Here is a 21,851-nt window from a genome sequence, read left to right as displayed (position 1 = left end):
GTGTGTAGTTATTTTACAGAGCGGGACTAAGACTTAAGGTGTAGGAGTGCTAGGTCGATTTGGATCAAGTTAAGTCGGGAAAGTTATAAGGTGGTTTGGCGTGGTTTATCCAGAGGTTTTGCTAAGACCGGGTGACTGGCTTTAGCCTGTCATCCGCTGTCTGGTGTTCGCAGAGGTTCTGGAAAACGCTGGTGATGCCGATGACAGGCTAAAGCCAGTCACGGGCACTTTGGTGTAAGTTCATCACAACGTTGAGAGGCCTTAGGTTCGCGGTTTCCCCTTCGGGGGATTCGATCCTACAATCGGGTTTTGTAGCAGATTATCTACAAGGCAGTGTTGTAGGAGCGAATTTGAGCGAAGCGAAAAACCGCGAATAATCATAATGGTGCCGATCAAGGTACGGGTGACAGGCCTTCAGCCTGTCACCGCATTCAAATCACGTGCTTTTACAACGACTCCGGCTCATACCCTAGATTCGGTGCCAACCAGCGCTCAGCTTCTGACAACTCCATCCCTTTACGATGAGCGTAGTCCTCTACCTGGTCTTCGCTGATCTTGGCAACACCAAAGTACTTCGCCTCAGGGTGGCTGAAGTACCATCCGCTGACAGCGGCGGTGGGTAGCATGGCAAAGCTATCAGTCAGCGTCATGCCGACCTGCTGCTCGACATCCAGAAGCTCCCACAGTAACCCTTTTTCGGTGTGGTCAGGGCAGGCTGGGTAGCCAGGTGCTGGGCGAATGCCAACATACTCTTCGCGAATCAACGCTTCGTTATCGAGAGACTCTTCAGAAGCATAGCCCCAATAATCCCTGCGGACATCTGCGTGCAGTTTCTCAGCAAGCGCTTCAGCAAGACGGTCAGCGAGGGCTTTAACCATAATCGACTGGTAGTCGTCATGGTCTTTTTCGAACTCGGCCACCATCTCGTCAACACCAATGCCCGCCGTGACGGCAAAGGCGCCTAGATAGTCCGGTGTACCACTCTCTTTACTCGTAATGTAGTCCGACAGACAGTGGTTGTATCGACCTTCAATCTTTTGCGTCTGCTGACGTAAGTGGTGAACCGTCGTTAATAGCTCTGTGCGACTGTCATCTGTGTAGAGTTCGATGTCATCACCGACGCGGTTAGCTGGGAATAGCCCAACGACAGCGCGTGCCTCTAACAGTTTTTCCGAAATAATCTTATTTAGCATCGATTTGGCATCTTCAAACAGTTTAGTTGCCTGTTCGCCAACAATCTCATCGGTCAGGATACGAGGGTATTTGCCGGCCAGCTCCCAAGATTGGAAGAAGGGTGTCCAGTCAATGAACTCAAGCAGTGATTCCAGTGGAATATTATTGAGGGTGTGGATGCCAGGTTTGTTGGGTACTGGCGGTAGGTAGCCTTCCCAGTTTACCGGTTCTGCATTCGCACGAGCCGCATCGATGTTGACGCGACGCTGCTCATTTTGACGGGCCAGGTGACGCTCACGAACCGCCTGGTACTCTTCACGAGTGTCGGCAATGAACTGCTCTTTACGCTCTTTCGAGAGTAGGGCAGAGGCAACACCGACCGAACGTGATGCGTTGGTTACGTGCACCACTTGGTTGTTCTGGTAGCTAGGTTCAATCTTAACTGCAGTGTGTGCTTTTGACGTGGTTGCGCCACCGATCAACAGCGGTATGTCAAAGCCTTGGCGCTGCATCTCTTTAGCAACATGCACCATCTCATCCAGTGACGGTGTGATCAGTCCAGACAGACCTATAATATCGGCGTTCTCTTCGCGGGCTGTTTTCAGAATGGTCTCTGCAGGGACCATGACACCGAGGTCGATGATCTCAAAGTTGTTACACTGCAGTACCACCCCAACGATATTCTTACCGATGTCGTGCACGTCACCTTTTACGGTCGCCATGATCACTTTGCCGGCTGAACTCGACTCGCTGCCATCTTTCTCCGCCTCAATGTAAGGCATCAGATAGGCAACCGCTTTCTTCATAACGCGGGCCGATTTCACCACCTGAGGCAGGAACATCTTACCGGCGCCAAACAGATCACCTACAACGCCCATACCATCCATTAATGGACCTTCGATGACGTGCAGTGGACGATCGTACAGGTGACGACACTCTTCGGTATCTTCATCGATGTAATCGGCAATGCCTTTGACTAGGGCGTGCGATAGGCGCTCTTGGACAGGCAGTTCACGCCATGCCAAATCAGCCCCGTTCGCTTGAGTGGCCGCATCACCTCGATACTGTTCAGCGTGCTCGAGCATTCGCTCGGTACCGTCTTCGCGACGGTTAAGTACGATATCTTCAACATGCTCACGCAGCGCTTCAGGTAGGTCGTCATAGATCGCCAACTGACCCGCATTGACGATACCCATGTCCATGCCCTGTTTGATGGCGTGGTAGAGGAATACACAGTGGATCGCTTCGCGGACCTTGTCGTTACCACGGAACGAGAACGAGACGTTGGAGACACCGCCCGAGATCATAGCGTGCGGTAGGTTCTTTTTGATCCAACCAGTCGCCTCAATAAAGTCGACTGCGTAGTTGTCGTGCTCTTCGATGCCGGTAGCAATGGCAAAGATGTTCGGATCAAAAATGATATCTTCAGGTGGGAAGCCTACGGTATCGACCAGCACGCGATAAGAGCGCTCACAGATCTCAATCTTGCGCTCATAGGTGTCGGCTTGACCCACTTCATCAAAGGCCATCACGACCACCGCAGCACCGTAGCGACGAATCAGCTTGGCTTGAGCTATGAACTTCTCTTCACCCTCTTTGAGTGAGATGGAGTTAACAACGCCTTTACCTTGTATGCGTTTTAGACCCTCTTCGATGATCTCCCATTTTGAGGAGTCGAGCATGATCGGCACGCGAGAAATGTCTGGCTCAGATGCAATCAGATTGAGGAAGCGGATCATGGCCGCTTCGGCATCCAGCATCCCCTCATCCATATTGATGTCGATGATCTGTGCACCGTTATCTACCTGCTGACGAGCGACCTCGAGTGCTGTCTCGTAGTCACCCTCTTTGATGAGTCGGCGGAAACGAGCAGAGCCGGTAACGTTGGTCCGTTCACCGACGTTAACGAATAGAGTCTCTGGCCCAATGTTAAGAGGCTCTAGGCCGGCTAGGCGACACTCAATCGGTAGATCTGGAATCTGACGTGGCGCTTTAGAGATGATCCCTTCGCGAATGACACGGATATGATCCGGGGTTGTGCCACAACAGCCACCCACGACATTGACGAAGCCAGAGTCGACCCATTCAGCAATTTCGCTCAGCATCTCTTCAGGCGATTCATCATATTCACCAAAGGCGTTAGGTAGACCCGCGTTAGGGTGAACAGAGACAAAAGTATCCGCTATACGCGAGAGCTCCTCTACGTACTGGCGTAACTCTTTAGGGCCTAGGGCACAGTTCAAACCGATGGTGAGTGGTTTAGCGTGACGCAGAGAGTTCCAGAACGCCTCGGTTGTTTGGCCAGAGAGCGTGCGGCCTGAAGCGTCAGTGATGGTGCCACTGATCATCAATGGGAGCCTTAAATTGTGATCGTCAAAGTACTGTTCACAGGCAAAAACGGCCGCTTTAGCGTTCAGGGTATCGAAGATGGTCTCGATCAGAATCAGGTCTGCACCACCGGTGATCAAACCATCAAGCGACTCGGTGTACGCTTCAACCAGTTGATCAAAGGTGATGTTACGAAAACCGGGATCGTTTACATCGGGTGAAATGGTAGCGGTGCGGTTGGTCGGGCCTAGCACGCCTGCAACAAAACGAGGGCGGTCCGGTGTCTCGGCCGTCATGCGATCCGCAGCACGACGTGCCACTTTAGCCGCTTCGACATTGATCTCGTGGTTGATCGATTCCATCTCATAGTCGGCCATTGCGATGGTGGTCGCGTTGAATGAGTTGGTTTCAATAATGTCGGCGCCCGCTTTGAGGTACTCGTAGTGAATATCTTCGATGATCTTGGGTTGCGTTAACACCAATAGATCATTGTTACCTTTGACGTCACAGTGCCAATCTGCAAAGCGCTCACCACGGTAGTCGGCTTCTTCTAGCTTGTACCCCTGGATCATCGTACCCATGCCACCATCCAGAATAAGGATGCGCTCTTTGAGTAGCTGTTTTAGTAGTTGATCTGTTGCAGAATAGTCACGCACGCTGTCACGCCTTTTATCTAAACGAATTTTGAGGCGCATATTCTATAACAAGTTGATTGGAATGGTTTTGATTGCATTTCATCTTTGGCTGAAATCAGCTCATGTTTAATGTAAATCGACGGTGAATATTGTTAGAACGATTACGCAGGTGCAAAATTTAGATGATCAGAGTAAAATCGCGACCTCGTTTGACTCAGGGATAGAATCCCCAACCAATTCATGGGTTATAGATATGCTACAAACTTTCTTAAAAGCGAAGCTGCACCGCGTGACAGCCACTCATGCTGAACTGCACTACGAAGGCTCTTGCGCCATTGATCAGGACCTTTTAGATGCTTCAGGTATTCATGAGTATGAGAAAATAGAGATCTATAACATCAATAACGGTGAGCGTTTTTCGACCTACGTGATCAGTGCAGAGCGTGGCAGCGGTGTCATCTCTGTGAACGGTGCTGCGGCTCATAAAGCGAACAAGGGCGACCTGCTTATTATTGCCGCTTACGTCCAGCTTGATCGTTCAGAGCTGGATGGCTTCCAACCAACGCTCTGCTATTTTGAAGGCGCTAAGTTTGATGAGGTAGACGGAGTCTCCGATGAAGAGATCCGCGCTCGAAACAAGTTGACCGGCGTAAAAAAAGCGATTCCTGTTCAGCCGGCTTCAATGTAAGTCGTTTCTAGAATTAAAAAACCCGCCAAGTAGCGGGTTTTTTTGTGTTCAAAGTTGGTATTACTTGTTGGCGAAAGTGCCTGGAAGCGCTCGAGCGACTGCACCTGTTACGACCGCTGCAAGAACGACCTTCACGGCGTCACCTGGAATGTAGACCCACATGATCATCAGTGACTCAAGCCAGGTACGACCAGTGACCAGTTTGAATCCAGCGATACCAAACAGGTACATCACGACAATGCCACCCACCAGGGCACCAATGCCTGCCGCAATGGTGAGGGAGAATTTACCTGACAGTGAGCGTGTCAGTAGGCCTGCTGTGAACGCAGCAAATGGGAAGGCGAATAGGAATCCAGCCGTAGGGCCTGCAAAGACGCCAAGACCGCCACGACCACCAGCCAAAAGGTTAGCACCCAGAGCCACGACGACTAGGAACAGAATCATCGATAGAGCACCGTTACGTGCGCCCAAAATCGTGCCCGCTAGCATAACGCCCAGCGATTGAGCTGAGATAGGAACCCCCGTCGCAAATGGGATCGGTGGGATAAAGCCCAGTGCTGCTAGCAGTGCCGCAAAGATTGCAATTTGAACAATCTGTTTGTCTTTTGTTATTTCACTCACAGTGACTCCTTTTGAGTTGCTTGAAGCCGGAAATGGCTCTCTAGTTTTTAATTTTTGGTATGCCGCCACGAGCAGCGACCGCTTCAGCTACCTGGTCAGACATTCTAAGTGCCTGTACCACTAATGGGGCTATGATTTGCCAATAACGACGTTGTCCACCACGTGCTCGCCATGCCGCTAACAGGGCATGCATAAACGAGACCAATACAGGAACAAACCGTATCAGTAAAGAGAGAGCAAACGCGATTCGTTGGGTTTGCACACCCAGCCATCGAAGCGGCGTTAGCAAAAATTGAAAAACCGCGTTCATCTCATCCATGCGTGTGGTCATGCTGATGGCATTGGCCAGCAGGATAAGCACCAACATGCGACCCAGCAGTATCCAAGCCTCGGCAAGCCCCATGGTCCAATACTGCAAGGCAAAGATTGCCAACATCATCCAGAAAAGCGGTTTCAATAGTTTCAGTTGCGCCAAGCCAGATCTGCCCAGGCTGGCGTAAATCCCAAGCGTTACAGCAACAGCCAATGAGATGATCCCTACCTCTTTTACTGGATAGAGCAACACCGTTGCGATGGCTAAACAGAAGAGCTTTAACCCGGCAGGCAGACGGTGCAGCCAGGATGGTTGAGCGAGGTAGAGACTCATCATGACTCTGCGGTCTCAACAGCATGTTGTTTATAGTCAGAGATCACCTCTTCAATGGGACCATCTTTGACCACCCCTTGATCCCCTATCCATACCAGTCGATCAAAGCCGTCAAAACCGTCCAGCTCGTGACTGATCATAATGACCTGCTGGGACAGGCTGCTGATCACTTTCTGAAGTTGATACCGAGTGGGTAGGTCAAGTGCAGAGAAGGGTTCATCGAAGACAATGACTTTAGGCTTCAATAGAAGTACAGAGAAAATACAGATCAACTGCTTTTGCCCTTCAGAGAGACTGTGGACCGGAAGGTCTTTCCAATCCAGTCGATCGTGTTCTTTTAACAGTGCGAGTGCTTCGGCTTCTGACTCTGACTTATCTTTGCCCTGGTTTTGCAGACCAAAGATCAACTCTTCAAGTACGGTAGGGAAGATCAGTTGGTGATCTGGATTTTGAAATACAAATCCGACTTCAGTCGACATGGCGGCAGGCCCTTTCGATGGGTCTTTGCCGTTGATGCTGATGGTGCCACTGTCGGCTGTGAGTAAACCGTTAAGCAGACGAATCAGGCTGCTTTTGCCACTGCCATTAAATCCTATGATGCCAATGCGTGACTCATTAAGTGACAGCGTCAGATCATCGAAGATGGTACGTCCCTCTCTTGTAAGAGTGACGTGGCTTAGCTCTATGGATGGGGTGTGCATTGGCAAAAGGGTATGTAACTTTTCAAAATGTGGACGCAGAGTAGCCTATGCTTTCGAACAAATCCAACCAAAATCGGGCTGTAGTAGAACTACATGTTGGCGATAAAACCGCCATAAATCTACTTATCTGGTTATAAAGATGGATAGGATTGTCGACAATATCGCCATAAGTCGTAAATAAATCCCTATTCATTTCCGGTAAAGTGTCGACAATCTTATTTTAGAAAAGTGCTCATATTGAGCGTCTAAAAATAATCACATCTCGTCAGTTAATGAGGAATGAGTATGTCTTACCTAAGCGAATACACGAAGTCGATCGAGCAACCAGAAGCGTTTTGGGCTGAGAAGGCGGCTGATCTGCCATGGTTTAAAGCACCACAAACGATTCTTTCGAAAGATGAGAACGGTATCGATCGTTGGTTTGCTGATGGTGAGATGAACACCTCTTATATGGCTGTTGACTATCATGTCGAACAGGGTCGCGGTGATCAAGCGGCTCTTCTTTATGATTCACCAGTAACCAACACTAAACGCACTGTGACTTACTCTGAACTAAAAGATCAGGTGTCACGCTTTGCGGGTGTTTTGAAATCCAAAGGGGTCGAGAAGGGCGATCGTGTCGTCATCTACATGCCAATGATCCCTGAAGCAGTGGTTGCCATGCTGGCGGTTGCACGTTTGGGTGCTATCCATTCAGTGGTGTTTGGTGGCTTTGCACCTAACGAGCTAGCTGTACGTATCGATGATGCACGACCTAAAGCGATTGTGACCGCCTCTTGCGGTGTCGAAGTTTCTAAAGTGCTTCCTTACAAGCCGATGGTAGATGAAGGGATTAACCTGTCTGAGCATAAGCCTGAGTCTGTTATTGTCTTCCAGCGTGAAGAGGTGACGGCCGAGCTAACGGCTCCACGTGATTGCGACTGGGCTGAAGAGATGGCTAACGCGACACCAGCAGAGCCAGTGGCGGTCAAAGGTACTGATCCTCTATATATTCTGTACACATCAGGTACTACGGGTAAGCCTAAGGGTGTTGTTCGTGATAATGGTGGTCATGCGACCGCACTGAACTACTCAATGAAAGCGATCTACAACGTAAAAGCGGGTGATGTTTACTGGGCCGCTTCGGATGTAGGTTGGGTTGTTGGTCACTCTTACATTGTATACGGACCACTTCTGGCTGGCTGTAGTACGATTGTTTATGAAGGTAAGCCGGTTCGTACACCGGACGCTGGCGCTTTCTGGCGTGTCTGTGAAGAGTACAAAGCTAAGATTCTATTTGCTGCACCGACCGCTTTTCGTGCGATTAAGAAGGAAGACCCCGAAGCTCAGGAAGTGGGTAAATACGACCTGTCTGAACTGCAAACTATCTTCATGGCGGGTGAGCGTCTCGATCCACCAACCTATGATTGGACCGTTGAGAAAACCGGTAAACCCGTTATTGATCACTGGTGGCAGACGGAGACCGGTTGGGCGATCTGTGGCAACTTGATGGGTGTCGAGCCGATGCCACCAAAAGCCGGATCAGCAACGCTGCCAAGCCCAGGCTTTAATGTGCAGATTGTTGACGAAGCGGGTAATGAATTACCAGCAGGTCAGCAGGGCTCTATCGCTATCAAACTGCCACTACCACCAAGCTGTTTGCCAACCGTTTGGGGTGATTTCGATCGCTTCAAGTCGGGTTACCTGTCAGATGTCGAAGGTTTCTACACCTCGGGCGACGGTGGCTATAAAGATGAAGATGGCTATGTCTTCATCATGGGTCGTACCGATGATGTGATTAACGTTGCCGGTCACCGTCTATCGACGGGTGAGATGGAAGAGATCGTAGCTGCGCACCCAGCCGTTGCAGAGTGTGCCGTAATCGGTATTTCTGAGCAGCTAAAAGGTCAGGAGCCTGTTGGTCTTGTCATTCTGAAAGACGGAGCTGATATCTCAGATGAGCAACTTTCAGCTGAGTTGGTTGCTAATATTCGTAAAGAGATTGGCCCAATTGCCTGTTACAAGCGCACGGCGGTGGTTAAGCGTCTGCCTAAAACTCGTTCAGGCAAAATCCTACGTAAGCTACTGCGTCAGATCGCTGATGGACAAGAGTACACAGTACCTTCAACCATCGATGATCCAGCAAGCTTGCCAGAGATCGAAGGCATCATGCGTGATAATGGAATGATTGCTGGGTAATTGAATTTACCTTGTGAATGAAAAGCGAGCCTCAGGCTCGCTTTTTTGTTTATTGAGCGCAGGTGAATAGTTGGAGCGATCTTGAAAAGGTCGCGATGATGGATCGCCTCATCTTCGATAAGGCTCCTACAGTTCTTCTACCTTTTGTTGAACTAAACTCACCTATTCTGTGAAAAAGCCTCTCTTGCTGACTAATACCTTGGTCGAATATATTAGCGCCAACTTAATTAAACAGTGGAGGATGACCTCATGTCACAGATCCTTGATCAAAAAACACTTCTAGAACTTCTAGACAGCAACGACCTAAGCGAGTCAGAAAAGATCGCTCTGGTTGAGTGGAATGCAAAACAGATTCGTCGCTCTGAATTGGCAGCGCTTGTTGTTCAGGCTCAGAAAAAAGCGTCTAAAGTAGCTGCGCAGGTTGTTAATCATCGTGCTATCCAGCAGGTGTTCAGCTCACCGTTGATGCGTACACAGCACTAATAACTGTCTTGTGCTAGACAATAAAAAACCCCGCTACAGCGGGGTTTTTTTATGGGGCGCTATTAGCGATTAAGCGCGTGGGTGCTTGCGCTTAGGCGCACCAGTATAAAGCTGGCGTGGACGACCGATCTTGTTCGGGCTTGAGTGGAACTCGTTCCAGTGTGAGATCCAGCCGATCGTTCGTGACAGAGCGAAAATAACGGTAAACATAGAGGTAGGGATACCGATCGCTTTCAGGATGATGCCTGAGTAGAAGTCAACGTTAGGGTAGAGTTTACGGCTAACGAAGTATTCATCTTCTAGCGCGATGCGCTCAAGCTCTTTAGCGATGTCTAGCATTGGATCATCCGTGATGCCCAGTTCAGCCAATACTTCATCACAGGTCTGTTTCATAACGCGTGAGCGTGGGTCAAAGTTGCGGTATACGCGGTGACCGAAGCCCATTAGACGGAATGGATCGTTTGGATCTTTTGCTTTCTCGATGAACGCAGGGATGTTCTCAACAGAACCGATCTCAGCAAGCATCTTCAATACAGCTTCATTTGCTCCACCGTGAGCCGGACCCCAAAGTGCTGCGATACCCGCTGCAATACAGGCAAATGGGTTAGCACCTGATGAACCAGCAAGGCGAACAGTTGAGGTAGACGCGTTCTGTTCGTGGTCTGCGTGAAGTGTGAAGATCTTATCCATCGCGCGTGAAAGCACTGGATTGATTTTGTAATCTTCACAAGGTGTCGCAAACATCATGCGTAGGAAGTTATCAGCGTAGCCAAGATCATTACGTGGGTAGATGAATGGCTGACCGATTGAGAATTTGTAACACATCGCCGCTAGCGTAGGCATTTTAGCGATGAGACGGTATGCACAGACTTCGCGGTGGTGAGGATCATTAATGTCCAGTGAGTCGTGGTAGAAAGCGGATAGCGCACCTACGACACCACACATGATCGCCATAGGGTGAGCGTCACGGCGGAAACCGTTGTAGAAAGAGCGAAGCTGCTCATGAACCATAGTGTGTTGGTTCACAGTGTAGTCAAATTTAGCTTTCTGCTCTGGAGTAGGGAGTTCACCATTTAGAAGGAGGTAACACACTTCTAGGTAGTCTGAGTGCTCGGCCAGTTCTTCGATTGGGTAACCGCGGTGAAGAAGAACACCATTAGCGCCGTCAATGTATGTGATTTTTGATTCACAAGAGGCTGTTGATACAAAACCTGGGTCGTAAGTAAACAGGCCTTCACCTGTTAGTGGGCGAACGTCAACAACATCTGGACCTTCTGTGCCGTGATAAACCGGCAGTTCGATCTCTTTATCTACACCGTCTACTACGAGACGAGCTTTCTTATCAGCCATGGTTGGCTCCTATCTATTTCCGTTACTGCTTAATATGGGTATTTAAGCATCTTAGAGGTCTTCTGAGGTTGGCTCAGAACTCTTTAAGGCCTGATCACTATAGTGAGCCCAAAGTGATTGTCAATCGTCAATTGTTGCAGTGCAAAAGCTATAAAGTAAGGACAAAAAGCTATAAGTCGAATTTATGCGCTCTGGCGTATGAATCGCGTCGGAACTGTACATGGCCCTATTAAACCATTGGCTAATAGGGCCTTAGATTGATTGTCAAAAGCCTATCAATTGTTATAATCAGCCTCCGAAAATTGCGCGCTGCAATATGTGAATATTCATATGAATATTTGTCATAAACGTGCAGTTTTAATCGTCGTCCTGAGTAGTTGACTCTGTCACTACCGAATCAGGTACTTACTAGTAAACGAGGCCCCGGAGAGGGCACATAAGTGTGAACTAGAGCCGTGAACAAAAAACGACCTGTAAATCTCGATTTGAGAACCATTAAGCAGCCTCTACCGGCTGTGACTTCAATTCTGCACCGTGTCACTGGTCTGATTCTATTTGTCGGTACCATTTTCATGATGTACGCACTGAGCCTTTCTCTTGAGTCTCAAGAGGGTTTTGATGCAGCAGCTGCACTTCTAACAGAATCATTCATTGCCAAGTTCATCGCTTGGGGTCTGTTGTCTGCACTTCTGTACCACTTCTTCGCAGGTATCAAGCACCTTGTTATGGATGCGGGTTACTGTGAAGAGATTGAATCTGGCAATGCGGCTGCGAAAGCAACGCTTGCGATTTCAGCTATCTCCATTGTGCTAGCAGGAGTTTGGGTATGGTAACTTCGGTAACAAGCTTTGGCCGTAGCGGCCTTTACGATTGGATGATGCAGCGCGTAACTGCGGTTGTCCTTGCAGCTTACACGATCTTCATGATCGGCTACATGCTGCTTAACCCTGAACTAGATTACAACCAGTGGTCAGCACTGTTTGAAGGTACTGCAATGCGTATCTTCACACTTTTAACACTGCTTTCATTGGTTGCGCATGCTTGGATCGGTATGTGGTCAATTTCTACCGACTACATTAAACCAACTGGCATTCGTTTCGTATTCCAATCTGCCTGTGGCCTGCTCGCGTTTGTTTACGTGGTGTGGGGTATTCAGATTCTTTGGGGGGTTTAATAGATGTCTAAGCTACGTACGCTTACATTTGATGCAATTGTTGTCGGCGGTGGCGGTGCAGGTATGCGCGCAGCCCTTCAACTTGCACAGTCAGGTTTAAACACTGCGTGTGTTACAAAAGTATTCCCAACACGTTCACACACAGTATCTGCACAGGGTGGTATTACTTGTGCAATCGCGAGTGCGGATCCAAACGACGATTGGCGCTGGCACATGTACGATACCGTTAAAGGTTCTGACTACATCGGTGACCAAGACGCGATCGAATACATGTGTTCTGTAGGTCCACGTGCGGTATTCGAACTTGACCACATGGGTCTTCCTTTCTCTCGCACAGAGACAGGTCGTATCTACCAGCGTCCATTTGGTGGTCAATCTAAGAACTTCGGTGAAGGTGGTCAGGCTGCTCGTACTTGTGCTGCGGCAGACCGTACAGGTCACGCACTGCTTCACACGCTATACCAAGCAAACATGAAGTCAGGTACAACTTTCCTAAACGAGTGGTTTGCAGTCGATCTTGTTAAAAATGCAGACGGCGCGGTTGTCGGTTGTATTGCGATCTGTATCGAAACAGGTGAAACCGTTTACATTAAAGCGAAAGCGACTGTATTGGCTACTGGCGGTGCAGGTCGTATCTACGCATCGACTACCAACGCTTTGATCAACACTGGTGACGGCATGGGTATGGCACTTCGTGCCGGCATTGCTGCGCAAGACATGGAGATGTGGCAGTTCCACCCAACCGGTATTGCGGGTGCAGGTACGCTGGTAACTGAAGGTTGTCGTGGTGAAGGTGGCTACCTAGTTAATAAAGACGGCGAGCGCTTCATGGAGCGTTACGCTCCTAATGCGAAAGACCTTGCCGGTCGTGACGTTGTTGCGCGCTCAATGATCCTAGAGATCCTTGAAGGCCGTGGCTGTGGTCCAGACGGCGATCACGTCTACTTGAAGCTTGATCACTTAGGTGAAGAGGTTCTTCACTCACGTCTACCAGGTATCTGTGAGCTTTCAATGACATTCGCAGCGGCTGACCCTGTCAAAGAACCAATTCCAGTGGTTCCAACCTGTCACTACATGATGGGTGGTGTTACCACTAACATCGGTGGTCAGGTGATTAACCCAGACCCTGAATCAGGTGAAGATAAGATCGTTGAAGGTCTATTCGCTTGTGGTGAGGTTGCTTGTGTATCGGTACACGGTGCTAACCGTCTAGGTGGTAACTCACTACTAGACTTGGTTGTCTTCGGTCGTGCTGCAGGTCTTCAGATCGAACAGCAGATGCGCGAAGGCTACGAAGTTAAAGACGCTACTGAAGAAGAGATCGAGGCAGCAATGGCTCGTCTAAACCGTCTAAATAACTCGACTGGCGGTGAGAAAGTTGCGGATATCCGTAAAGATCTTCAGCAGTGCATGCAGCTCTACTTCGGTGTATTCCGCGACGGCGATGCGATGCAGGAAGGTTTGACTAAGCTTAAGGCAATCCGTGAGCGTGTAGCGAACGTATATCTTGAAGATAAGACTGGGTCATTCAACACTGCACGTCTTGAAGCGCTAGAGCTTGAGAACCTAATGGAAGTGGCTGAGGCAACTGCCATTGCAGCTTACGAGCGTAAAGAGTCTCGTGGTGCGCATGCTCGTAACGACTTTACTGAGCGTGATGATGAAAACTGGTTGTGTCACTCAGTTTACTACCCACAAACGAAAACGCTGGGCAAACGTGCCGTGAACTTCGCTCCGAAGACCATGGAAGCGTTCCCACCTAAAGTTCGTACATATTAAGGAGTCGTTACGATGCTAGTAAGTGTTTATCGTTACAACCCTGAGATTGATGATGCGCCCTACATGCAGGATATCCAGATCGATATCCCTGGTGGCAAGGACATCATGGTGTTGGATCTTTTACACCTTCTCAAAGAGAAAGATACATCAATGACATTCCGTCGTTCTTGTCGTGAGGGCGTATGTGGCTCTGACGGTTTGAACATGAACGGTAAGAATGGTCTTGCGTGTATTACCCCTCTTTCTGAAGTGGTTAAGAACGACAAGCTGGTTCTTCGTCCACTGCCAGGTTTGCCGGTTATCCGTGACTTAGTTGTCGATATGGGTCAGTTCTACAAGCAGTACGAGAAGATCAAACCATTCTTGATCAACGATACTCCGGCTCCAGCGATCGAGCGCCTGCAGACTCCTGAAGAGCGTGCAGAGCTAGATGGTCTATACGAGTGTATCCTCTGTGCTTGTTGTTCAACCTCTTGTCCGTCGTTCTGGTGGAACCCAGATAAGTTTGTCGGCCCATCAGGCCTTCTACAGGCTTACCGTTTCCTAGCGGACAGCCGCGATACAGCGACTAACGAGCGTCTTGCAGAGCTAGATGATCCATTCAGCGTATTCCGCTGCCACGGCATCATGAACTGTGTGAATGTATGTCCTAAAGGTCTAAACCCAACCAAAGCGATTGGTAAGATCCGTAACATGCTGATATCACGCGCAACCTAAGATTAGGTTGAAGCTCAAAAAAAACCCGCCTTGGCGGGTTTTTTTGTTTTCTGGAAATCGCTGTAAGGGTGGATGACAGGCTGAAGCCAGTCACCGTCACTCCGTAGCGAAAATAATACATTGGTGACTGGCTTCAGCCTGTCACCCGCTCTCCAATTACACTCCAATCTACTGGCGCAACACTCTAAAGCAAGAGATGTTGTCCCATTACGACTAAAGTGCAAAAAAACGTTTAAAAAGCTCTTACTTAATAGCCTAAAAGAACTAAAAACGGCTGTTAAAAGCCCGTAGAATTAACTTATTCCAAAACGCGATAAAACATTGATTACTTTAGTATTAAATCGCTAAAACTGCGGTGTTCAGGGTTGAATAAAAGGCGTAAACTACGCGAGTTTTATTTGGTTGCAACACCGAATAATGCGCTGAAAAATGGAAATTAGAAGCATAAGGGCGATGGATGAAGAGGCTTCACAAGAGCTTCGGAGGTCCCGTACCCCACAACGAGGGTAAATATATAATGCAAGACGGTCTGATGGAGCAGCTGTGGAAGAATGCTCATCTATACGGCGGCAACCTCTCTTACGTAGAACAGCTATACGAAACGTACCTTTTAGATCCAAACTCCGTTCCCCCAGAGTGGCGTGAAGAGTTTGATAAACTCCCTAAAGTCGGTGAAAACATTACTCCTGATGTTCCTCTTGCACCGATTCGTGAACATTTCCAATACATTGCTAAGAATCAAAAACGTGCACAGCCTGCAGCGGTATCCTCTGTCAGCTCTGAACACGAGCGTAAGCAAGTTCGCGCGCTAGCCCTTTTTGATGCTTACCGTATGCGTGGACACCAGATCGCCAAGATCGACCCACTGAATCTGCTAGAACGTGCAGAAGTGGCCGACCTTAATCTGCGCTACCACGAACTTTCAGAAGCAGATTTTGATACAACTTTCCAACTCGGTAGTCTGCAGTTTGGCCGCGAAGAGGCGACACTGCGCGAGATCCTTCAGGATCTTCAAGAGACTTACTGCAGTTCGGTAGGTTCTGAGTACATGCACATTGTGAACACTGAAGAGCGTCTATGGCTTCAGTCTCGCATTGAGCCAACTCGTGCACACCCAACGGTTGAGCCTGAGAAGAAACTCATGGTCCTAGAGCGCCTAACGGCAGCTGAAGGTCTAGAGAAGTACCTTGGCTCCCGATTTGCTGGTGCTAAGCGATTTGGTCTTGAGGGTGGTGAATCTCTGATCGTCTCTTTGAATACTCTGATCCAGCGTGCTGGTAAGCAGGGTGCTAAAGAGGTTGTGATCGGCATGGCACACCGTGGCCGTCTTAATACGCTGGTTAACATCTTCGGTAAAAACCCAGCTGACCTGTTCGGTGAATTCGAAGGTAAGAAGCTGGTTGATTCATCGGGTGACGTTAAGTACCACCAGGGTTTCTCATCGAACGTCAATACTGACGGTGGTGAGGTGCACATTGCGATGGCATTCAACCCATCTCACCTTGAGATCGTAGCGCCAGTGGTTGAAGGTTCGGTTCGTGCCCGTCAGGATCGTCGTGAAGATCCAGTCGGTAACACCGTTGTCCCTGTCAACATCCACGGTGATGCAGCCTTCGCGGGTCAGGGTGTTGTCATGGAGACATTCCAGATGTCTCAGACACGCGCTTATAAGACAGGCGGCACGATCCACATCGTGATCAACAACCAAGTTGGTTTCACGACCTCTAAGCAAGAAGATGCTCGCTCTACAGATTACTGTACCGACGTTGCTAAGATGATCGAAGCACCAATCTTCCACGTCAACGGTGACGACCCAGAAGCGGTTCGTTTCGTGACTCAGTTGGCGGTTGATTACCGTAACGAATTTAAGAAAGACGTTGTTATCGATCTAGTCTGTTACCGCCGTCGCGGTCACAACGAGGCGGATGAGCCAAGCGGTACTCAACCGTTGATGTACGATGTCATCAAAAAGCAGAAGACCACACGCGACCTATACGCAACTAAGCTGATCGAAGAGGGTGTAATCACTGCTGAACAGAGCAAAGAGATGGAAAAGTCTTACCGTGCGGCGCTAGAAAATGGCGAACACGTTGCTCACTCTCTTGTGCTTGAACCAAACACTAAGATGTTTGTTGATTGGGCTCCTTACCTTGGTCACCAATGGTCGTTCGAGTGTGATACTCGTGTCGACATTAAAGTGCTTCAAGAGCTTGCGGCGAACATTGCTGAAACCCCTGAACACTTCAGTGTGCAGCGTCAGGTCTCTAAGATCTATGACGACCGTAAGCGTATGGCAGCCGGTGCAATGGCCGCTAACTGGGGCTTTGCAGAGACATTGGCCTACGCGTCAATTCTTGCAGAGGGTCACCCAGTTCGTTTGACCGGTCAGGATGTCGGTCGTGGTACCTTCTCGCACCGTCACGCGGTTCTGCACGATCAGAAAGATGCGACGACTTACGTACCCCTCCAGAACATGGATAAGGATCAACCAAAATTCACGATCCACGATTCATACCTGTCTGAAGAGGCGGTGTTAGCTTTTGAATACGGTTACTCAACCACAACGCCAAACTCGTTGGTGATCTGGGAAGCGCAGTTCGGTGATTTCGCCAACGGTGCTCAGGTTGTGATCGATCAATTCATCACATCAGGCGAAGCGAAATGGCAGCGTCTATGTGGTCTGACTATGCTGTTGCCACACGGCTTCGAAGGTCAAGGTCCAGAGCACTCATCTGCTCGTTTGGAACGCTACCTACAGCTATGTGCTGAGCACAACATTCAGGTTGTCGTACCTACGACGCCATCGCAGATCTTCCACCTACTGCGTCGTCAGGTGGTTCGCCCACTTCGCAAACCGTTGGTGGTCATGACTCCGAAATCACTGCTTCGTCACAAGCAGGCGATCTCTACTCTTGAAGAGTTAGCGGATGGCACATTCCAGCCAGTGATTGGTGAAGTGGATCAGCTAGATAAATCGAAAGTGAATCGCGTTGTGATGTGTAGCGGTAAGGTCTACTACGACCTATACAACCGTCGCGAAGAGCTAGAGAAGCAGAATGTTGCGATCGTTCGTATTGAGCAACTCTACCCATTCCCAGAGGCGGATCTGGTAGACGAGTTGAGCCAATACCCTAATCTTGAATCGGTTGTTTGGTGTCAGGAAGAGCCAATGAACCAGGGCGCTTGGTACTGCAGTCAGCACCACATGCGCAACGCTCTACGTAAAGTGAAGCCAGAGATTCACCTAGACGGTGTGGGTCGTCCACACGCTGCAGCGCCTGCAGTAGGTTACATCTCTGTTCACGTTGAGCAGCAAGAGAAATTGGTTAACGACGCCCTAAACGGTTAATAAAGAATTCGTTCGTACGACGAGCAGAAGGCAAGAAAGGAAAAATCATGTCAATCGAAATTAAAGCACCTACGTTTCCAGAATCAGTAGCAGACGGAACTGTTGCAACTTGGCACAAGCAGCCAGGTGAAGCGGTTTCTGCCGATGAACTTATTGTCGACATCGAAACCGATAAAGTGGTTCTTGAAGTTGTCGCTCCAGCCGACGGTGTGATCACTGAAGTCCTAAAAGGCGAAGGTGAAACAGTTCTTAGCGAAGAGATTCTTGCTAAGTTTGAAGCGGGTGCAGCCGGTGCGGCAGCTCCAGCAGCAGAAGCAGCGACTGAAGCGGCTCCAGCAGGTGACGCTGAGAAAGTAGGCCCAGCCGCTCGTAAACTGATTGATGAGAACGGTCTTGATGCTAGCCAGATCCCTGGTACAGGTAAAAACGGTGGCATCACTAAAGAAGACGTAATGAACTTCATGGCGAACAAGCCCGCTTCTGCTCCTGCGGCAGCAGCACCTGCAGCCGCTCCTGCTGCAGCCCAGCCAGCAGTATCAGTCAACGTACCAGCAGGTGAGCGTGTTGAGAAACGCGTTCCAATGACTCGTCTACGTGCAACCATCGCTAAGCGTCTAGTTGAAGCGCAACAGAATGCCGCGATGCTAACAACGTACAACGAAGTAAACATGAAACCAGTCATGGAGCTTCGTAAACAGTACAAAGATCTGTTTGAGAAGACTCACAACGGTACACGTCTAGGCTTTATGTCATTCTTCGTTAAAGCGGCGACTGAAGCACTAAAACGCTTCCCAGCGGTAAACGCATCGATCGACGGTAACGATATGGTCTACCACGGTTACCAGGATATCGGTGTCGCTGTATCGACTGACCGAGGCCTAATGGTGCCAGTATTGCGCGATACGGATGCGATGAGCCTTGCAGAAGTAGAGGGCACTATTGCAGACTTCGGTAAGCGTGGTCGTGAAGGTAAGCTTGGCATGGAAGATATGCAGGGCGGTACATTCACAATCACTAACGGCGGTGTGTTCGGCTCATTGATGTCGACACCAATCCTTAACCCACCACAGACAGCTATCTTGGGTATGCACAAGATCCAAGAGCGTCCAATGGCGGTGAATGGTCAGGTTGAAATCCTACCAATGATGTACCTAGCACTCTCTTACGACCACCGTATGATCGATGGTAAAGAGGCGGTACAGTTCCTTGTAACAATTAAGGACCTGCTGGAAGATCCAGCGCGCATGCTCCTAGACGTTTAATGCGAATCGCATTCTAGGAATCTTTAAAAAGTTACTGAGATAGGAAAGAGTAATGTCTGATAAGTTTGACGTAATTGTAATCGGTGCTGGCCCTGGCGGTTACGTAGCAGCGATTCGTGCAGCACAGCTTGGTTTGAAAACAGCTTGTGTTGAGAAGTGGATTGATGAGAAGGGCGGTACTGTACTAGGTGGTACCTGTCTTAACGTAGGTTGTATCCCATCGAAAGCGATGCTTGAGACAACCCACAAACTTCACGAAGCACAACACGGCTTCGCGGCTCAGGGTATCGTTGCTGAAAACGTATCGATCGACCCTAAAGCGATGGTTGCTCGTAAGAATGGCATCGTTAAAAACCTTACTGGCGGTATCGCTGGGCTGTTCAAAGCCAACGGTGTCACTACCCTTGCGGGTACCGGTAAACTGCTAGCGGGTAAGCAGGTTGAAGTGACTGCGGCTGATGGCTCAGTATCAACATACCAAGCTGACAACGTGATCCTTGCATCAGGTTCAGTACCCGTAGAGATCCCACCAGCACCTCTTACAGAGGGTCTAATTCTAGACAACGCAGGTGCACTTGATATCGATGAGACACCAGAGCACCTAGGTATCATCGGTGCTGGTGTTATCGGTCTAGAGATGGGTTCTATCTGGGCTCGTTGTGGCTCTAAAGTGACCGTGCTAGAAGCGATGGATGACTTCCTAGCCCTAGCGGACCAAGACTTAGCGAAAGAGGCTAAAAAGCTTCTGACTAAACAGGGTCTAGACATCAAACTGGGTGCGCGTTGTACTGGCACTGAGATCGTTGATGGTAAAGCGGTAAAAGTTATATACACTGATTCTGAAGGCGATAAAGAGCTTGTTGTTGATAAGCTAATTGTTGCTGTCGGTCGTCGTCCACAAACCAACGGTCTTCTAGCTGAAGATTCAGGTGTCTCTCTGGATGAGCGCGGCTTCATTTTCGTTGACGAGAACTGTCGTACCGGTGCACCAGGCGTTTACGCCATTGGTGACTCAGTACGTGGCCCGATGCTTGCACACAAAGCATCCGAAGAGGGCATCATGGTTGCAGACATCATTGCGGGTCACAAAGCTGCAATGAACTACGACTGCATCCCTAACATCATCTACACTTTCCCTGAGTTGGCTTGGGTCGGTAAGACCGAACAGCAGCTTAAGGCGGAAGGTATCAAATACAAGAGTGGCAAATTCCCATTCGCAGCGTCTGGCCGTGCCATGGCAGCGAATGCGACAGAGGGCTTCGTTAAGATGCTCGCTGATGAAGCTACCGACCGTATTCTTGGTGTACACATCGTTGGTGGTATCGCCTCTGAGCTGATCGCTCAGGGTGTTATCGCAATGGAATTTGCATCAAGCGCGGAAGATCTGCAGTTGACCGTATTTGCTCACCCAACCGTGAGTGAAGCGATCCACGAAGCAGCTCTAGCTGTGGATAATCACGCTATCCACATTGCGAATCGCAAAAAGCGTTAATCGCAGAACAGGGAGCGCTTCAGGCCAAAAGCTTGAAGCGCTTTTGTTCAGATCGATGGCACGGGTAACCCCGTGTTCGTTTAACCGACCTAAATAACGGACTATAGAATGAATCTTCACGAGTATCAGGGCAAGCAGCTGTTTGCACAGTACGGTCTGCCAGTGTCACAAGGCATTGCAGTCGATACACCGGAAGCAGCCGCAGAAGCAGCCAAACAAATTGGCGGTGATAAGTGGGTTGTTAAAGCACAGGTACACGCAGGTGGCCGCGGTAAAGCGGGCGGCGTTAAACTAGTAGACTCTCCAGAAGAAGCAGCAGCTTTCGCAAAAGATAAGCTAGGTACTAATCTGGTAACTTACCAAACTGACGCGAACGGTCAGCCAGTCTCTAAAATTCTTGTTGAGACCTGCACAGACATCGCAAACGAACTATACCTAGGTGCGGTTGTTGACCGTTCATCACGTCGCATTGTCTTCATGGCATCGACTGAAGGTGGTGTAGAGATCGAGAAAGTCGCTCACGAAACACCTGAGAAGATTCTTAAAGCAACCATCGATCCTTTGACTGGCGCACAGCCATACCAGGGTCGTGAGCTAGCATTCAAGCTAGGTCTTGAAGGCGTTCAGATCAAACAGTTCGTATCAATCTTCATGGGTCTTGCGAAGATGTTTGAAGAGAAAGATCTAGCTCTTCTAGAGATTAACCCACTGGTTATCACTGACGAGGGCAACCTACACTGTCTAGATGCGAAAGTCGTTATCGATGGCAACTCGGTTTACCGTCACAAAGATATCCAAGCAATGGAAGATCCATCACAGGAAGACGAGCGTGAAGCACGCGCGGCTGAGTGGGATCTTAACTACGTAGCACTAACTGGCAACATCGGTTGTATGGTTAACGGTGCTGGCCTTGCAATGGGTACTATGGACATTGTCTCTCTACACGGCGGTTTCCCAGCTAACTTCCTTGACGTAGGTGGCGGCGCGACGAAAGAGCGTGTAACCGAAGCGTTCAAGATCATCCTTGAAGACAGCAAAGTTAAAGCGGTATTGGTTAACATCTTCGGTGGTATCGTACGTTGTGACCTAATCGCAGAAGGCATCATCGGTGCTGTTAAAGAAGTGGGTGTTGAAGTTCCAGTGGTTGTTCGCCTTGAAGGTAACAACGCAGACCTCGGCTCTAAACTGCTATCTGAATCTGGTTTGGATATCATCGCGGCTACCAGCTTGACTGACGCTGCACAGCAAGCAGTTAAAGCAGCAGGAGGCAACTAA

16 protein-coding genes are annotated in these 21,851 nt (G+C 49.3%); 11 read left to right on the top strand and 5 right to left on the bottom strand.

What is annotated here, in order from left to right; all coding sequences use genetic code 11:
- Positions 1-446: 446 nt before the first annotated feature.
- The gene (gene metH, locus XMA127_RS05150; protein ID WP_371731508.1) at positions 447-4,157 is read right to left on the bottom strand and encodes a methionine synthase; all 3,711 of its coding nucleotides are present in this window, start codon (positions 4,155-4,157) and stop codon (positions 447-449) included.
- Between the two features lie 232 nt (positions 4,158-4,389).
- On the opposite strand from metH, the gene panD reads away from it, so the two are divergent.
- The gene (gene panD, locus XMA127_RS05145; protein WP_173498974.1) at positions 4,390-4,824 is read left to right on the top strand and encodes an aspartate 1-decarboxylase; all 435 of its coding nucleotides are present in this window, start codon (positions 4,390-4,392) and stop codon (positions 4,822-4,824) included.
- A gap of 60 nt (positions 4,825-4,884) precedes the next feature.
- On the opposite strand, the gene XMA127_RS05140 is transcribed toward panD, so the two are convergent.
- From XMA127_RS05140 to XMA127_RS05130, 3 genes are read right to left on the bottom strand one after another with little or no spacing between them, the layout of a single operon-like run.
- Positions 4,885-5,445: a biotin transporter BioY gene (locus tag XMA127_RS05140; RefSeq protein WP_371731507.1), complete on the bottom strand. Its 561-nt coding sequence runs from the start codon at positions 5,443-5,445 to the stop codon at positions 4,885-4,887.
- Positions 5,446-5,485: 40 nt separating this feature from the next.
- A complete protein-coding gene (locus XMA127_RS05135) occupies positions 5,486-6,091 on the bottom strand; it encodes an energy-coupling factor transporter transmembrane protein EcfT (RefSeq protein ID WP_173498973.1) in 606 nt (201 codons plus the stop codon).
- Complete coding sequence (locus XMA127_RS05130) at positions 6,091-6,792, bottom strand: energy-coupling factor ABC transporter ATP-binding protein (RefSeq protein ID WP_173499049.1); 702 nt, start codon at positions 6,790-6,792, stop codon at positions 6,091-6,093. The genes XMA127_RS05135 and XMA127_RS05130 overlap by 1 nt, the downstream gene beginning before the upstream one ends.
- Before the next feature lie 285 nt (positions 6,793-7,077).
- Between XMA127_RS05130 and XMA127_RS05125 the strand changes: the two genes are divergently transcribed.
- Both XMA127_RS05125 and XMA127_RS05120 read left to right on the top strand, forming a co-directional pair.
- Positions 7,078-8,970 carry a propionyl-CoA synthetase gene (locus tag XMA127_RS05125; RefSeq protein ID WP_173498972.1) on the top strand — a complete coding sequence of 631 codons (1,893 nt, stop codon included), beginning with the start codon at positions 7,078-7,080 and terminating at the stop codon, positions 8,968-8,970.
- Positions 8,971-9,219: 249 nt separating this feature from the next.
- A complete protein-coding gene (locus XMA127_RS05120) occupies positions 9,220-9,453 on the top strand; it encodes a hypothetical protein (protein ID WP_173481580.1) in 234 nt (77 codons plus the stop codon).
- Positions 9,454-9,522: 69 nt separating this feature from the next.
- Here XMA127_RS05120 and gltA read toward each other — a convergent pair whose 3' ends face one another.
- On the bottom strand, positions 9,523-10,803 hold the full coding sequence (gene gltA / locus XMA127_RS05115) for a citrate synthase (protein WP_173481579.1): 1,281 nt from the start codon (positions 10,801-10,803) through the stop codon (positions 9,523-9,525).
- A 455-nt stretch (positions 10,804-11,258) separates the two neighbouring features.
- Between gltA and sdhC the strand changes: the two genes are divergently transcribed.
- From sdhC to sucC, 8 genes are all read left to right on the top strand, one after another.
- Positions 11,259-11,636, top strand: a complete 378-nt coding sequence (sdhC, locus tag XMA127_RS05110) for a succinate dehydrogenase, cytochrome b556 subunit (RefSeq protein WP_173481578.1) — start codon at positions 11,259-11,261, stop codon at positions 11,634-11,636.
- On the top strand, positions 11,630-11,977 hold the full coding sequence (gene sdhD / locus XMA127_RS05105; RefSeq protein WP_173481577.1) for a succinate dehydrogenase, hydrophobic membrane anchor protein: 348 nt from the start codon (positions 11,630-11,632) through the stop codon (positions 11,975-11,977). The genes sdhC and sdhD overlap by 7 nt, the downstream gene beginning before the upstream one ends.
- A gap of 3 nt (positions 11,978-11,980) precedes the next feature.
- Positions 11,981-13,756: a succinate dehydrogenase flavoprotein subunit gene (gene sdhA / locus XMA127_RS05100; protein ID WP_173481576.1), complete on the top strand. Its 1,776-nt coding sequence runs from the start codon at positions 11,981-11,983 to the stop codon at positions 13,754-13,756.
- A gap of 12 nt (positions 13,757-13,768) precedes the next feature.
- A complete protein-coding gene (locus tag XMA127_RS05095) occupies positions 13,769-14,473 on the top strand; it encodes a succinate dehydrogenase iron-sulfur subunit (RefSeq protein ID WP_173481575.1) in 705 nt (234 codons plus the stop codon).
- Between the two features lie 517 nt (positions 14,474-14,990).
- Positions 14,991-17,822: a 2-oxoglutarate dehydrogenase E1 component gene (locus tag XMA127_RS05090; protein WP_173498134.1), complete on the top strand. Its 2,832-nt coding sequence runs from the start codon at positions 14,991-14,993 to the stop codon at positions 17,820-17,822.
- A gap of 47 nt (positions 17,823-17,869) precedes the next feature.
- Positions 17,870-19,084 (top strand): 2-oxoglutarate dehydrogenase complex dihydrolipoyllysine-residue succinyltransferase, encoded by a 1,215-nt coding sequence (gene odhB / locus XMA127_RS05085; protein WP_173481573.1) that lies wholly within the window; start codon positions 17,870-17,872, stop codon positions 19,082-19,084.
- Between the two features lie 52 nt (positions 19,085-19,136).
- Positions 19,137-20,576, top strand: coding sequence for a dihydrolipoyl dehydrogenase (lpdA, locus tag XMA127_RS05080; RefSeq protein ID WP_173481572.1), 1,440 nt, complete (start codon positions 19,137-19,139; stop codon positions 20,574-20,576).
- 108 nt (positions 20,577-20,684) lie between these two features.
- Entirely contained in the window at positions 20,685-21,851 is a 1,167-nt protein-coding gene (gene sucC, locus XMA127_RS05075) for an ADP-forming succinate--CoA ligase subunit beta (protein ID WP_173498971.1), read from the top strand.

Origin of the sequence: Marinobacterium sp. xm-a-127, assembly GCF_013283425.1 — a bacterium.
In the GTDB taxonomy this organism is placed as follows: domain Bacteria; phylum Pseudomonadota; class Gammaproteobacteria; order Pseudomonadales; family Balneatricaceae; genus Marinobacterium_E.
Note: the sequence above shows the minus strand (reverse complement) of the source record. Positions and strands in the feature narration are given on the sequence as shown.